The sequence below is a fragment of the Micromonospora sp. DT43 genome (genome assembly GCF_049841645.1).
Taxonomy (GTDB): Bacteria; Actinomycetota; Actinomycetes; order Mycobacteriales; family Micromonosporaceae; genus Micromonospora.
This window is the reverse complement of the sequence record NZ_JBNCKR010000002.1, coordinates 70,028-83,720: the sequence shown is the minus strand read 5'-3', so window position 1 is coordinate 83,720 and position 13,693 is coordinate 70,028. Positions and strand designations below refer to the sequence as shown.

Sequence of the window (13,693 nt, the reverse complement as noted above, 5' to 3'; positions counted from 1 at the left end):
TCCGGCGATCGAGCCGCCACCCGGTGACGCCGCCGCCCCCCTCGGGCCGCCGACACCGGTCCCACCCCCGGCCCGGCTGCCGCTCTGGCCGCTGGCGTTGATGTTCGGGCTGGTGCCGCTCTGGTGGGCGATCGGGGCGTTCTACCTGGGCTGGCCGCTGCTGGGTGCACTGCTGCTCGCGTTGCTGCTCACCCGGGGTCGGGTGCCGCTGCCACCGACGTCCGGCATCTGGCTGCTGTTCCTGGCCATCGTGGTCGTCAGCGCCACCCAGCTGCCGTCGCCGGCCTCGCTGCTGACGTTCGCCCTGCGGTTGGCCTTCTACCTGACCGCGCTCGTGGTCGCCGTCTACGTCTACGCCGCCGCCCGGGAACGCGCCGACCTGGTGGCGGTGCTCACCCCGCTCTGCGCGTTCTGGTTCGCGCTTGTGGTGCTGGGCTGGCTCGGGGTGCTGGTGCCCCGGCTGGGGATGACCACCCCGATGGAGGTGCTGCTGCCCGGCGGGGTGGCCCGTACCCCGTTCATCAGGGACATGGTGCACCTGAGAACCGCGGAGTACAGCGAGCGCTCGCTCAACCCGATCTACCGGCCGGCCGCGCCGTTCTCGTACACCAACAACTACGGCAGCGCGTACGCCATGACCCTGCCCTGCGTGGTGGCGTACACGATGTTGCGCCGTCGGGGGTTGCTGCGCTGGGTGCTGTTGGCGTCGCTGCCGCTGTCGCTCGCGCCGGCGTTCCTCACGCTGAACCGGGCGATGTTCCTCAGTCTGGGCGCCGGGCTCGCGGTGCTCGGGGTGCGGGCCAGCCTGCGCGGCAACGTCCGGGTCGCCGCGTCAATCGTCGGCGTGGTCGTCATCGGCGCGCTGGCCACCCTGTTCATCCCGATCACCGACCTGATCAGCCAGCGGGTCGATTCCAGCGACACCAACACGGACCGCCTGTCGCTCTACACCGAGGTGATCCGCCGCGTACAGGACTCGCCCTGGCTGGGCTACGGCGCGCCGGTGAACGTGGACACGGTCTCCGCCGACGCGCCGATCGGCACCCAGGGGCAGCTGTGGATGGTGTTGTTCAGTCACGGCGTACCGGCGCTTGTGTGTTTCCTGGCCTGGTTCGTCGCCGCCGCGGTGATCTGCGCGCGGGCGACCTCGGCGGCCGGGCAGTGGCTGGCGGTGGTGCCGGTGGTCTGCCTCGTGCAGGTCCCGTTCTACGGCATGGCCAACCAGAACCTGTCGGTCGCGTTCTTCGCTGTCGCGTTCGCCATGGCGCTCGCCGAACGGGAACGGCTCACGAGCGCGCGGCGAAGGCACCGGCCACGCACGCCCGCCACGGCGGTGCCGGCATGACCGCCGCCACCCGGCCGCCGACCGGCCCGCACCGCTCGGCGGCGGACGCCGCCGGCACGGACGACGTCGGCATGGCCGAGACGCGCCGCAGCGCCCGCAGCGGCGTGGCCGGGCTGCTCGGCGCCGCCACCAGCGGCCTGTTCGGCTTCGTGCTGGCCGTGGTGATCACCCGGGGGTACGGGACGACGGGCGCGGGCGCGTTCTTCGCCGCGATCGGCGTGGTCACCGTGGCCACCGCGGTGTGCACGCTGGGCGCGGAGACCGGTCTGATGTGGGCGCTGCCCCGTCGTCGTCTCGGCGTCCGGGGCGACGCGGCCCGGGTGCTTCCGGTGGCGCTGATCCCTCCGCTGCTGGCCGGGCTCGTGGTCGCCGCCGTCGGAGCGCTGAGCGCCGACGCGCTCGCCCCCCGACTGCTGCGGGGCTCGGGCGAGCACGGCGAGGCGTTGCTGACGCTCACCTTCGCCGCCGTGCCTGTGGTGGTGGCGATGACCCTGCTGCTGGCCGCGCTGCGCTGCGTGCGACCCATCCGCGCGTACGTCGGCGTGCAGTTCCTCCTGCTGCCGGTGGCCCGCCCGGCGCTGGTCGGCGCCGCCGCGCTGGTCGGCGGTGGTCTGCTCGCCGGGATGACCGGCTGGCTGGTGCCGGCGGCGCTGGCGCTGCTGGCCTGCCTCACCCTGGTGGCCGGCCCGCTCGGCCTGGGCCGGGGCGCGGCGCTGCGACCGGGCCGGGCCGACTGGTCGACGTTCTGGCGCTTCGCGCTGCCACGGGCCGCCTCGGCGGCCATCGACGCGGGCAGCATGTGGGTGGGGGTGCTGCTGACGTCGGTGCTGGCCGGCCCGGCCGACGCGGGTGTCTTCGGCGCGGTCGGCCGGTACGTGCTGGCCGGTCAGCTCGCCATGCAGGGGCTGCGGGTGGCGGTGTCACCACAGCTGTCCCGGCTGCTGGGGCGCGGTGAGCGGGCCGCCGCGGCGGCCGTGCACCGGCAGTTGACGACCTGGGGGCTGGTGCTGTCCTGGCCGGTGTACCTGCTGCTCGCGGTGTTCGCGCTCGCGTTCCTGCAACTGTTCGGCCCGGAGTTCACCGCCGGCGTGCCCGCCATGACGGTGCTCGCGCTGGCGATGCTTGTGAACACCGGCGTCGGCAACGTGCAGAGCCTGCTGCTGATGGGCGGGCGCAGCGGCCTGCACCTGGTGTCCACGGTGGCCGGGCTCACCGTGACCGTCTCGCTCGGGCTCTGGCTGATTCCCGGGCACGGCGCGACGGGCGCGGCGTTCGCCTGGGCCGCCGGCATCGCCACCGAGAACCTCACCGCCGCGGCGTTCGCCCGCGCGGTGGTCGCCGAGCCGCTTGTCGACGCCGCGACGCTGCGCGCGGCGGCGGCCACCGTCGGCGGTGTGGGCCTCGCGGCGGGGATCGGTGTGCTGGCCGGCGGCCGTGGCCTGCCCGGCCTGGCGCTGGCGCTGGGCGTGTTGCTGGCCGGTTGCGTCGGCATGTTGACGTTGCCCCGGGTGCGCGCCGGCATCCGGGTGACCATGAGGCAGATCCGTGGGTCCGACGATGCGGCCACGGCCGTCCGGTCGGCTCCGGAATCGACGAGAGGCAGGTGAGGGCCGTCGTGGCGTCCATCCGTGACCGGGTCAAGCAGCTGGTGCCGACCCAGGTGACCACCCGGGTGCGAGAGTCCCTGGTCGACTACGGGGTACGCACCAGTGACCGGCGACCCCTGCCGGACTTCCTGATCATCGGCACCAAGCGGGGCGGCACCACCTCCCTGTGGAACTACCTCATCCAGCACCCCCTGGTGCCCCGGCTGTTTCCCGCGTGGAACACCAAGTCGGCGCACTACTTCGAGGAGCACTGGGGTCGCGGCGAGGCGTGGTACCGCTCGCACTTCCCGACCGAGCGGCAGCGTGAGGCCCTCACGAAGCGGCACGGCGGGCCGGTCCGGGTCGGCGAGGCCGCCCCGCTCTACATGTTCCACCCGCTCGCCGCGCAGCGGGTCGCGGCGCTGATGCCGACGGTGAAGCTGATCGTGCTGCTGCGCGACCCGGTCGAGCGGGCGTACTCGCACTGGAAGGAGCGCCGCACCCACGGCATCGAGCCGCTTGACTTCGCCGAAGCGCTGGCCGCCGAGCCGGAGCGTACAGCGGGGGAGCGGGAGCGGCTCATCGCCGAGCCGGAGGCGTTCAGCGAGGCGTACGACTGGTACACGTACCGGGCCCGGGGGCGTTACCTGGAGCACCTGGAGCCGTGGTTGGAGCGCTTCGACTCCGGGCAGATCCTCTTCCTGCCCAGCGAGGACCTGTACCGCGACTCCCGCGCCACCTACCAGCGCACCCTCGACTTCCTCGGGCTGCCCCCGTACGACCTGCCGAACTTCAAGGTCTACAACGACCGGCGCTCCGCTCCGCTGGAGCCGGCGCTGCGCGCCGAGTTGACCGACTACTACCGCCCGTACAACGACGCGCTGCGCGAGCGGCTCGGGTTGGACCTCGACTGGGCGGACCGGGCGGCGTGACGACCGGGGTCACCCCGGCCACCGATCCTCGATCCCGGGTGGACGGCCTGGGCTGGGTGAGCCGCGCGGTGTTCCCGGACGACCGGGTCGGTCTGACGGTGGGTGGCGCGCTGCCGGCCGGGCATCGGGCGGTGGCCCGGTATGCGGTGGTGCCGTCGGTGGCCCGGGCCCGGTTCCTCGTGCCGCTGGGCGCGCCCCGGGCCGGCGCGGCGTCGTTGCTGGCGTACAACGCGTTGCGGCCGCCGAAGGTGCGGGCGCTGCGGGCGGCGCTCGGCGGGCTGGCCCGGTTCGGCGGGGCGGGTCTGGCGCCGTTTCCGACGCTCACCGTCTCGGTGCCGGTGGGTGCGCCCGTGGCCGAGCTGCTGCTGACCGAGCGGCTCGCCGCCGCGCTGGGCGGCACGCCGCTGTTGGCCGCGTGTGGGGTCCGCCCGCCGGACCCGAACGTCAAACCCACCCTGCAACTGTTCACCGTCGACGGTCACCCGCGCGGCTACGCGAAGATCGGCTGGAACGACGCCACCCGGGCGCTTGTCACCGCCGAGGCGAGCGCCCTGCGGGAGTTGCGGGCGGTGACAGGCGTCGCCGACCATCCGGTGCCGCCGGGGCTGCTCACCGAGACGGCGTGGGCCGGCCAGGCGGTCGCGGTGATCGAACCGCTGCCGCCGGACGTACGCGGTGTGCCGGCCGACGACCCGCCCCGGATCGCGGCGCTGCTCGCCGTCGCCCGCCGGGGCGCCCCGGCCGGGACGCCCCGACCGCTTGCCTCCTCGACGTTCCTGACCCGGCTGGCCGCCCAGGCCGAGCGGGCCGCCACGGCCGAGCCGGCCGGGGCGCGGGCGGTGGCGGCGGTCGCCGCGCTGGCCCGCCGGCACGGCGACACGGCCGTCGAGTTCGGCCACTGGCACGGCGACTGGGTGCCGTGGAACCTGGGCACGCACGACGGTCGGCTGGTGGCCTGGGACTGGGAGCACAGTGGCCCGGACGTGCCTGTCGGCTTCGATCTGGCGCACGACGCGTTCCAGCGGTCGCTGGTGCTGCGCGCCGAACCGGCGGCGGTGGCCGCCGCCGCGGTGGACGGGCAGGTGGATCGGCACGGTGCGCGGCTGGGCCTCGGCCCGGCGCAGTGCCGGCTGGTGGCCGACGCGTACCTGCTGGAGATGTGGCTGCGGACGTGGCGGCTGGCGGACGCCGGCGCCGGGTGGAACGGCGCGCTGCATCCCGCACTGTTGGACGTCATCGAGAAACGACAAAGCGACTGAACCGGAGACAGCGCGACGCCGGGAGCGCGTCGTAGAGTGACGACAAAATGGCAGGTCGTGATGACGATCAATAGGCCGTGGGGGCCGACAGTGGGCCTGACCACGCCGAGCGGAGATCGTCGCCTCGTCCGGTCGCGCTATTCAACGACCGGGAAACCTGTGATCTGCTTCTGCCTGGCGTGAATCGGAATTCCAAGCGAACTTGTGGGGAGTCGCGTGGACACGAACGACGACAACAATTCGTCGGTGCTGCTGCTGGTGGGTTCCAGCGGCGGACACCTGGCCCAACTACTCGCCCTTAGGCCCTGGTACGAACGGTGGCGGCGCTGCTGGGTCACCTTCGACACACCGGAGGCGGTGTCGCTGCTGGCCGGCGAGGACCTGGTTCCGGCGCACCATCCGACCACCCGCAACGTGCCGAACCTGCTGCGCAACGCGCGACTGGCCTGGCGGGTGCTGCGTGGGCGGCGGGTGGCGGCCGTGGTCACCACCGGCGCCGGCGTGGCCGTGCCGTTCGTGGTGCTGGCCCGCCTGCGTCGCATCCCGACCGTCTACATCGAGGTGTACGACCGGATCGACACCCCGACGCTCACCGCCCGGCTCTGCCGCCCGTTCCTGTCCGCGATGCTCGTGCAGTGGGACGAGCAGCGCCGGCAGTATCCGGAGGCCACAGTCGTCGGGACCCTCCTGTGAGCGGGGAGGCGAGCACGGCCCGCCGCGACACCGCCGCCGACGGGTCCCGCCTGCCGCGCCAGCGCGACACCACGGACGTCGGTCAGACCCGGCTGCTCGTCGCCGTCGGCACCGACAAGCACCCCTTCGACCGGCTCGTCGACTGGCTGGCGCAGTGGCACGCGCAGGCCGGTCCGGTCGGGTTGACAGTGCAGCACGGGCACACGGCGGCGCCGCCGCTGCCCGGTGCGGTGCCCTTCCTCGGCCACGACGCCCTGCAGGAGGCGATGGCCGACGCCGACCTTGTGGTGTGCCACGGCGGCCCGGCGACGATCCTGGAGGCCCGCCGGCACGGCCACCTGCCCATCGTGGTGCCGCGCGACCCGTCGCACGGCGAACACGTCGACGACCACCAGCAGCTCTTCGCCCGCCGGCTCGGCGCGGCCGGGCTGGTGGCGCTCTGCGAGACCCGGGAGGCGCTGCACGACGCGCTCGCCGCCGGGCAGGCCGACCCCTCCCGGTACGCGGTGGCCGCAGACCCGGCCGCGCACGAGGCCCGCCGCGCGGCCGTTGCCCGCGTCGGGCAGATCGTGGATGACCTGGTGGCCCGGTCGATCCGGCGCCGACCCCGCTGGCGGACCTGGCCGCGACCCGGCCAGGGTACGGAGGAGACCCGATGACCCCAGCGCCGAGCGTCAGCGTCGTGGTGCCCACCCGGGACCGCCCCGAGCTGCTGCGGGCCGCCCTCGCGGCGATCCTCGCCCAGGAGTACCCGGGCAGCATCGAGGCCGTCGTCGTGTTCGACCAGTCCACGCCCGACGAGTCGCTGACCGGCCTGGCCGGGCCGGACCGGGTGGTGCGGGTCATCGGCAACGGGCGGGCGCCGGGGCTGGCCGGGGCGCGCAACAGCGGCACCCTCGCCGCCGAGGGTGAGCTGATCGCGTTCTGCGACGACGACGACGAGTGGCTGCCGGGCAAGCTGGCCGCCCAGGTCGACGCCCTGGCCGCCGACCCGACGGCCGAGTTCGTCTGCTGCGGCATCCGGGTCAGCTACGACGGGCACACAGTCGACCGGGTGCTCGACAAGGAGCGGATCACCCTCGACGACCTCCTGCGGGACCGGTTGACCGAGCTGCACCCGTCCACCTTCCTGATCCGTGCGACGGCGCTGCGCGACGGCTTCGGCCTGGTCGACGAGGAGATTCCGGGCAGTTACGCCGAGGACTACGAGTTTCTGTTGCGGGCCGCCCGCAGCGCGCCGCTGATCAACCTGCCGACGCCGTCGGTGCTGGTGCGGTGGCACAAGCGCTCGTACTTCGCGCAGCGCTGGGACACCATCTCCGAGGCGTTGCAGTGGCTGCTGCGGCGCTACCCGGAGTTCGCCACCCAACCGGCGGGCGCGGCCCGGGTCACCGGGCAGATCGCGTTCGCCCAGGCCGCCTCCGGTGATCGCCGGGGCGCGCTGCGGTGGGCGGGACGCACCCTGCGCAGCAACCCACGCGAGCCGCGCGCCTACCTGGCGCTCGCGGTCGCCGGTCGGGTGGTCCGGGCCGACGCGGTGCTGCGTACCCTGCACAAACGCGGCCGGGGCATCTGATCCGTCGCGCGGGGCGCCGTGCGCGACCGCCCTGCGGACGGTTCGGGCCGTCCGCAGGGCGGGACGCGGCGGGCAGCGCGACGCGCCCGTCGCGCGCCGTGACAGACTGACAGTTGTGTTGCGCTGGCTGACTGCAGGTGAATCGCACGGTCCCGCCCTCGTCGCGTTGATGGAGGGGGTGCCGGCCGGCGTCGAGGTGGGCACCACCGAGATCGCGGGCGAGCTGGCCCGCCGTCGGCTGGGCTACGGCCGTGGTGCCCGGATGTCGTTCGAGCAGGACGAGATCGAGGTGATCGGCGGGCTGCGGCACGGCGTCACCCTGGGCAGCCCGGTGGCGATCCGGGTGGGCAACTCCGAGTGGCCGAAGTGGCGCACGGTGATGGCCGCCGATCCCGTCGACCCCGACGAGCTGGCCCGGCAGGCCCGCAACGCCCCGCTGACCCGCCCCCGTCCCGGTCACGCCGACCTGGCCGGCATGCAGAAGTACGGCCACCACGACGCGCGGCCGATCCTGGAGCGCGCGAGCGCCCGGGAGACCGCCGCCCGGGTGGCAGTCGGCACCGTCGCCAAGGCGTTGATCCGGCAGGCTCTGGGCATCGAGATCGTCTCGCACGTCGTCGAGCTGGGGCCGGTGGCCGCGAAACCCGGGCTGCGCCCGACGCCGCAGGACGCCGACCGCATCGACGCCGACCCGCTGCGCTGTCTCGATCCGGAGGCCAGTGCCCTGATGGTCGCCGAGGTCGACGCCGCGAAGAAGGCCGCCGACACCCTCGGCGGCGTGGTGGAGGTGCTGGCGTACGGGGTGCCGCCGGGCCTGGGCAGTCACGTGCAGTGGGACCGCAAGCTCGACGCCCGGCTGGCCACGGCGCTGATGTCGATCCAGGCGATCAAGGGAGTGGAGATCGGCGACGGGTGGCAGCAGGCCCGCTCCCGCGGCTCCGAGGCGCACGACGAGATCATCCCGTCGGCCACCGGCGTCCGCCGCGTCACCGACCGGGCCGGCGGGCTGGAGGGCGGCATCACCACGGGCGAGCCGCTGCGGGTACGCGCCGCCATGAAGCCGATCTCCTCGCTGAACCGGGCGCTGGCCACCGTGGACGTCGTCACGGGCGAGCCGGCGACCGCCATCAACCAGCGCTCCGACGTCTGCGCGGTGCCCGCGGCCGCGGTCGTCGCCGAGGCGATGGTGGCGCTGGTGCTGGCGGAGGCGGCCACCGAGAAGTTCGGCGGTGACTCGGTCGCCGAGATCCGCCGCAACCTGGCCGGCTACCTCGACGCGCTGGTCATCCGCTGATGGCACCGGTCGTAGTCCTGGTCGGGGTGCCCGGCTGCGGCAAGACCACGGTGGGGCAGGCGCTCGCCGCCAACCTCGGCGTGGAGTTCCGGGACACCGACGCCGACATCGAGCAGCTGGCCGGCAAGACCATCCCGGAGATCTTCATCGACGAGGGTGAGGAGCACTTCCGAGCCCTGGAGCGGGCCGCCGTGGCGGCGGCACTCGCCGCCGGCACCGGCGTGCTCGCCCTCGGCGGCGGCGCGGTGCTGGCCGAGGAGACCCGGGCCGCCCTGGTGGGGCACCGGGTCGTGCACCTCTCGGTGGAGCTGCCCGACGCGGTGAAGCGGGTCGGGCTCGGCGCGGGCCGGCCGCTGCTGGCGATCAATCCGCGCGCCACCCTCAAGCACCTCATGGATCAGCGCCGGCCGCTCTACGCCGAGGTGGCCACCGAGACGGTGATCACCGACGGCCGCGCCCCGGCGGCGGTCGTCGCCGAGATCGCCACGCTGCTGCCCCGCTGACCCGGCCAGCCCCGCGCCGGGCCCGCGTCGGGCCCGCGCTTATTCACGGGCGACGGCGTCGAGCACGTCGGCGAGCCCCTTCGGCTCGCTGAGCATCGGCCAGTGCCCGGTGGGCAGCTCGAACAGCCGCCCACCGGCCAGCCCGGTGAAGTACGGGTGCCCCTGGTCGATCATCTCGCGCACCACAGTGAGCGGGAAGGTGCTCGCGACAAGCGCGGTCGGCACCGGGCGGCCACCCGTGCGGCGTACCGGATCGGTCGCCGTGCGCAGGGGCTGCGGCGTGGCCTGCTCGCGCAGGAGGGCCAGTGTCGGCTCGTCCAGGCCGGCCAGGTTTGTCGGGTCGGCGGCCGGGTCCCAGGCCGGCGGTGGCAGCAGGTGCCCGTCGCCGATCGCCGCGCGCAGCCGCTGCTGTTCCTCCGGCGGCACCGTGTCGAACTGTGCCGTGCCGTCCGGCAGCGGCCCACTCTCCACGTAGACCACCCGGGCGATGCGATCCGGAACGCGGTCGGCCGCCTGCGCCACCGGCATGCCGCCGCCGGAGTGCCCGACGAGCAGCACATCGCGCAGATCCTCCACCTCGATCAGCCGGACGATGTCGATGGTGTGCGTCTCCAGTGTCACCTCCGGCCCGGCGAGGTGGTGGCGCTCGGCCACCCCGGTCAGCGTCATCGGGTGGACGTCGTGCCCCCGCGCGCGCAGCAGGCCGGTCACCTCCCGCCACGCCCACGCGCCCAACCAGAATCCCGGTACCAGTACGAACGTCGCCATCTGTCGCTCCTTCTCTCGGTTACCGACCGACCGTACGATCGAATCCGGACAGGATCCGCCCGGTTTGAAGGAGTGGCCCGTGTCGCATCCCGCCGGTCGGGTGCTGGCCCTTCTCGAACTGCTCCAGGCCCGGCACCGGGCGACGGCCGGCGAGCTGGCCAGCCGGCTCGGCGTGGACGAACGGACCGTGCGCCGATATGCGGCCACACTTGTCGAGCTGGGCATCCCGGTGCTCGCCGACCGGGGCCGCCACGGCGGCTACCGCCTGCACCAGGGGTTCAAGCTGCCGCCGCTGATGCTCACCGACGACGAGGCGGTGGCCGTGCTGCTCGGCCTGGTCGTCGCCGAGCGGGTCGGGCTGGCCACCGAGCTGCCGGCCACGGCGACCGCGCTGGCGAAGATCCGCCGGGTGCTGCCGGCGGCGCTCGCCGACCGGCTGACCGCCGTGCAGGAGCACCTCGGCTTCACCCTGCGGCGGCCCGAGCCCCAGGCCCGGCCGGCGTCGGGCACCCTGTTGGCCCTGGCGGCGGCCGCCCGGCACCGGCAGCGGGTGAGCCTGGACTACCGATCCTGGCGCGGTGAGCTGTCGCATCGTGAGCTCGACCCGTACGGGCTGGTCTTCCACGCCGGCCGCTGGTACGTCACAGGCCATGACCACAGGCGCGGAGAGGTGCGCACGTTCCGACTGGACCGCATCGGCGCCGTGACGCCCGGCGAAGCGACGTTCACGGTGCCGGACGGCTTCAACGCGGTGGCGTGGCTGACCCGGTCGCTGGCGGGCGTGCCCTACCGGCACGAGGTGGAGGTGCTGCTGGAGACCGACCTGGTCACCGCCCGGCGACGCGTCCCGCCCAGCGCGGCCGAGCTGACCGCCAGCGGCGACGGGGTGCTGCTGCGGGCCCGGGCGGAGAGCCTTCCGGGCATGGCGGCGCTGCTCGCCGGGCTGGGCTGCGCGTTCACCGTGCGCCACCCGGAGGCGTTGCGTGCCGCCGTGGCCGAGCACGCGCGCCTGTTGGCCGAGTGGGCCGCCCGGCCAGCAGGTGGACAGACGCCCTCGCCACGCCGTCCGCTGGACTAGGCTGCCGGCGATGAACGAGGTGACCCGGATTCCGGTCGGCGGCGAACGGCCGTACGACGTGCTTGTCGGACGCGACCTGCTGGACGCGCTCCCCGGGCTGCTGCCCGGGGCGACCCGGGCGGCGGTGCTGCACACGCCCCCGCTCAAGGCCCTGGCGGACGCGATCGGCGAACGGCTGCGCGCGGCCGGCGTCGAGCCACTGCCGATCGAGGTGCCCGACGCGGAGTCGGGCAAGCAGATCGACGTGGCGGCCGCCTGCTGGGACCGGCTGGGAGCGGCCGGCTTCACCCGTGCCGACGCGGTGGTCGGGGTCGGCGGCGGCGCGGTGACCGACCTGGCCGGTTTCGTCGCGGCCTGCTGGCTGCGTGGGGTGCGCTGGGTGCCGGTGGCCACCTCGCTGCTGGGCATGGTGGACGCCGCCGTGGGCGGCAAGACCGGGATCAACACCGCCGCCGGCAAGAACCTGGTCGGCGCGTTCCACCCGCCGGTAGGCGTGCTGGCCGACCTGGCCACCCTGGACAGCCTGCCCGCCGTCGACCTGGCGGCCGGGCTGGCCGAGGTGGTCAAGTGCGGCTTCATCGCCGACCCGGTGATCCTTGATCTCGTCGAGCGTGACCCGGCGGCGGCCACCGACCCGCGCGGGCCGGTGGCCCGGGAGCTGATCGAGCGGGCCATCCGGGTCAAGGCCGACGTGGTCGCCGACGACCTGCGCGAGTCGGGCCTGCGGGAGGTGCTCAACTACGGTCACACCCTGGCCCACGCCATCGAACAGGTCGAGGGTTACCGCTGGCGGCACGGCCACGCGGTGGCCGTTGGTCTGGTGTACGCCGCCACGTTGGCCCGGCTCGCCGGCCGGTTGGACACGGCGACCGCCGACCGGCACCGGCGCACCCTGGCCGCGCTCGGCCTGCCGGTGAGCTACCCCGCCGACGCCTGGCCGCGACTGCTGGCCGTCATGCGGGTGGACAAGAAGGCCCGGGGCAGCCGGTTGCGGTTCGTGGTGCTGGACGCGCTGGCCCACCCGGCGATGCTGGAGGGCCCGGACGACGCGCTCCTGGAGGCTGCCTACCGCGAGGTGGCCACCCCGTGAAGGTGTACGTGTTGAACGGGCCGAACCTGGGCCGGCTGGGCACCCGGGAGCCCGCCGTGTACGGCTCGACGAGCTACGCCGACCTGGTGACGCTCTGCGAGGCCACCGGCCGGGAGCTGGGGCTGGACGTGACGGTCCGACAGACGGACGCCGAGCACGAGTTGCTCGGCTGGCTGCACGCCGCCGCCGACGAGGGCGCCGCCGTGGTGCTCAACCCGGCCGCCTGGTCGCACTACTCGTACGCGGTGCGCGACGCCTGCGCCATGCTGCCTGGGCCACTGGTGGAGGTGCACCTCTCCAACATCCACGCCCGTGAGGAGTTCCGACACCACTCGGTGGTCTCCGCGGTGGCGACCGGGGTGATCTGCGGCCTCGGCATCGACGGCTATCGTCTCGCCCTGCACCACCTGGCCGCCCGCGCAGGGGTCGCCCCGAGCGGGGACCGGGCGATTCGACGCAGCTAGTAGACTCCTAGGGTCTGTCCGCCAATTGATGATCAAGGCAGGAAATGGCCTCCACCAACGACCTCAAAAACGGCCTGGTACTCAACCTGGACGGCGAGCTCTGGGCCGTCGTCGAGTTCCAGCACGTCAAGCCCGGTAAGGGTGGCGCGTTCGTACGCACCACGCTGAAGAACGTGCTGTCCGGGAAGGTGGTCGACAAGACCTTCAACGCGGGCACCAAGGTCGAGACCGCGACCGTGGACAAGCGCACGATGCAGTATTTGTACGCCGACGGCGAGGACTTCGTCTTCATGGATCTGGAGACCTTCGACCAGATCACCGTGCCCGGTGGCACCGTCGGTGAGGCAGCCAACTACCTGCTGCCAGAGGCGGAGGCGACCGTCGCCCAGCACGAGGGTGTGCCGCTCTACATCGAGCTGCCCACAAGCGTCGTGCTGGAGGTCACCTACACCGAGCCCGGCCTGCAGGGCGACCGTTCGACCGGCGGCACCAAGCCGGCGACCGTGGAGACCGGCGCCACCGTGCCGGTTCCGCTGTTCATCACCACCGGTGAGAAGATCAAGGTCGACACCCGCGACGGCCGTTACCTCGGCCGCGCCTGATGGCTGAGGGTCCCAAGCAGCAGATGCCGGCGCGCCGCAAGGCGCGCAAGCGGGCGCTGGACGTCCTCTACGAGGCCGACCTGCGGGATCGGCCGCCCGTCGAGGTCCTGGCCGGCTACCTCCAGCGCATCGAACAGCCCCGCCCGGAGCACCTGGGTTACGCGGTGGGCCTGATCGAGGGGGTCGCCGAGCACCTCAACCGCATCGACGAGCTGATCGCCAGCTACGCCGAGGGTTGGACGTTGGAGCGGATGCCGGTGGTCGACCGCAACCTGGCCCGGATCGCCGTCTACGAGTTGCTCTACGTCGACGAGATCGACGACGCGGTGGCGATCAGCGAGGCCGTCGAGCTGGCCCGGCAGATGTCCACCGACGATTCGCCGCGGTTCCTCAACGGCGTGCTCGGCCGCATCGCCGAGTACGCCACCCGCTGAGCGACCGCGTACCCGCACGAGAAGGAAGGGCCCGTGCCAACCGGCACGGGCCCTTCCTTTCGGTGAAGC

At 73.6% G+C, this 13,693-nt stretch carries 15 protein-coding genes; 14 read left to right on the top strand and 1 reads right to left on the bottom strand.

All coding sequences use genetic code 11. The annotated features are described in order from the left end of the window. Positions 1–7 precede the first annotated feature (7 nt). The 9 genes from ACLQ26_RS04500 (at position 8) to ACLQ26_RS04460 (ending at position 9,188) form a co-directional block, all read left to right on the top strand. On the top strand, positions 8–1,345 hold the full coding sequence (locus ACLQ26_RS04500; RefSeq protein WP_425743769.1) for an O-antigen ligase family protein: 1,338 nt from the start codon (positions 8–10) through the stop codon (positions 1,343–1,345). Beyond that, positions 1,342–2,952, top strand: a complete 1,611-nt coding sequence (locus ACLQ26_RS04495; protein ID WP_425743211.1) for a lipopolysaccharide biosynthesis protein — start codon at positions 1,342–1,344, stop codon at positions 2,950–2,952. Before ACLQ26_RS04500 ends, ACLQ26_RS04495 begins: the two co-directional genes overlap by 4 nt. 8 nt (positions 2,953–2,960) lie before the next feature. Next, positions 2,961–3,863: a sulfotransferase domain-containing protein gene (locus ACLQ26_RS04490; RefSeq protein ID WP_425743768.1), complete on the top strand. Its 903-nt coding sequence runs from the start codon at positions 2,961–2,963 to the stop codon at positions 3,861–3,863. Continuing rightward, positions 3,860–5,122: a hypothetical protein gene (locus ACLQ26_RS04485; RefSeq protein WP_425743210.1), complete on the top strand. Its 1,263-nt coding sequence runs from the start codon at positions 3,860–3,862 to the stop codon at positions 5,120–5,122. The genes ACLQ26_RS04490 and ACLQ26_RS04485 overlap by 4 nt, the downstream gene beginning before the upstream one ends. A 216-nt stretch (positions 5,123–5,338) precedes the next feature. Further along, on the top strand, positions 5,339–5,815 hold the full coding sequence (locus ACLQ26_RS04480; RefSeq protein ID WP_425743209.1) for a UDP-N-acetylglucosamine--LPS N-acetylglucosamine transferase: 477 nt from the start codon (positions 5,339–5,341) through the stop codon (positions 5,813–5,815). Then, positions 5,812–6,474, top strand: coding sequence for a glycosyltransferase (locus ACLQ26_RS04475; protein ID WP_425743208.1), 663 nt, complete (start codon positions 5,812–5,814; stop codon positions 6,472–6,474). Before ACLQ26_RS04480 ends, ACLQ26_RS04475 begins: the two co-directional genes overlap by 4 nt. After that, a complete protein-coding gene (locus ACLQ26_RS04470) occupies positions 6,471–7,391 on the top strand; it encodes a glycosyltransferase family 2 protein (RefSeq protein ID WP_425743207.1) in 921 nt (306 codons plus the stop codon). Before ACLQ26_RS04475 ends, ACLQ26_RS04470 begins: the two co-directional genes overlap by 4 nt. A 115-nt stretch (positions 7,392–7,506) precedes the next feature. Next, a complete protein-coding gene (gene aroC, locus ACLQ26_RS04465; protein ID WP_363686917.1) occupies positions 7,507–8,685 on the top strand; it encodes a chorismate synthase in 1,179 nt (392 codons plus the stop codon). Next, positions 8,685–9,188, top strand: a complete 504-nt coding sequence (locus tag ACLQ26_RS04460) for a shikimate kinase (protein WP_425743206.1) — start codon at positions 8,685–8,687, stop codon at positions 9,186–9,188. Before aroC ends, ACLQ26_RS04460 begins: the two co-directional genes overlap by 1 nt. A 39-nt stretch (positions 9,189–9,227) precedes the next feature. Here ACLQ26_RS04460 and ACLQ26_RS04455 read toward each other — a convergent pair whose 3' ends face one another. Then, positions 9,228–9,956, bottom strand: coding sequence for an alpha/beta fold hydrolase (locus ACLQ26_RS04455; protein WP_425743205.1), 729 nt, complete (start codon positions 9,954–9,956; stop codon positions 9,228–9,230). 79 nt (positions 9,957–10,035) lie between these two features. On the opposite strand from ACLQ26_RS04455, the gene ACLQ26_RS04450 reads away from it, so the two are divergent. From ACLQ26_RS04450 to nusB, 5 genes are read left to right on the top strand one after another with little or no spacing between them, the layout of a single operon-like run. Continuing rightward, positions 10,036–11,034 (top strand): helix-turn-helix transcriptional regulator, encoded by a 999-nt coding sequence (locus ACLQ26_RS04450; RefSeq protein WP_425743204.1) that lies wholly within the window; start codon positions 10,036–10,038, stop codon positions 11,032–11,034. 10 nt (positions 11,035–11,044) lie between these two features. Continuing rightward, a complete protein-coding gene (gene aroB / locus ACLQ26_RS04445) occupies positions 11,045–12,124 on the top strand; it encodes a 3-dehydroquinate synthase (RefSeq protein WP_425743203.1) in 1,080 nt (359 codons plus the stop codon). Then, complete coding sequence (gene aroQ / locus ACLQ26_RS04440) at positions 12,121–12,588, top strand: type II 3-dehydroquinate dehydratase (RefSeq protein WP_425743202.1); 468 nt, start codon at positions 12,121–12,123, stop codon at positions 12,586–12,588. The genes aroB and aroQ overlap by 4 nt, the downstream gene beginning before the upstream one ends. 44 nt (positions 12,589–12,632) lie before the next feature. After that, a complete protein-coding gene (efp, locus tag ACLQ26_RS04435) occupies positions 12,633–13,190 on the top strand; it encodes an elongation factor P (RefSeq protein ID WP_007458344.1) in 558 nt (185 codons plus the stop codon). Positions 13,191–13,213: 23 nt separating this feature from the next. Continuing rightward, a complete protein-coding gene (nusB, locus tag ACLQ26_RS04430; RefSeq protein ID WP_193376622.1) occupies positions 13,214–13,624 on the top strand; it encodes a transcription antitermination factor NusB in 411 nt (136 codons plus the stop codon). Positions 13,625–13,693: the final 69 nt, after the last annotated feature.

What these genes read in the sequence shown, in the direction of transcription:
- ACLQ26_RS04495 (WP_425743211.1), top strand. Translation starts at nt 1,342, where the DNA reads ATGACCGCCGCCACCCGGCCGCCGACCGGCCCGCACCGCTCGGCGGCG.
- ACLQ26_RS04470 (WP_425743207.1), top strand. Translation starts at nt 6,471, where the DNA reads ATGACCCCAGCGCCGAGCGTCAGCGTCGTGGTGCCCACCCGGGACCGC.
- ACLQ26_RS04460 (WP_425743206.1), top strand. Translation starts at nt 8,685, where the DNA reads ATGGCACCGGTCGTAGTCCTGGTCGGGGTGCCCGGCTGCGGCAAGACC.
- ACLQ26_RS04455 (WP_425743205.1), bottom strand. Translation starts at nt 9,956, where the DNA reads ATGGCGACGTTCGTACTGGTACCGGGATTCTGGTTGGGCGCGTGGGCG.
- aroB (WP_425743203.1), top strand. Translation starts at nt 11,045, where the DNA reads ATGAACGAGGTGACCCGGATTCCGGTCGGCGGCGAACGGCCGTACGAC.
- efp (WP_007458344.1), top strand. Translation starts at nt 12,633, where the DNA reads ATGGCCTCCACCAACGACCTCAAAAACGGCCTGGTACTCAACCTGGAC.
- nusB (WP_193376622.1), top strand. Translation starts at nt 13,214, where the DNA reads ATGCCGGCGCGCCGCAAGGCGCGCAAGCGGGCGCTGGACGTCCTCTAC.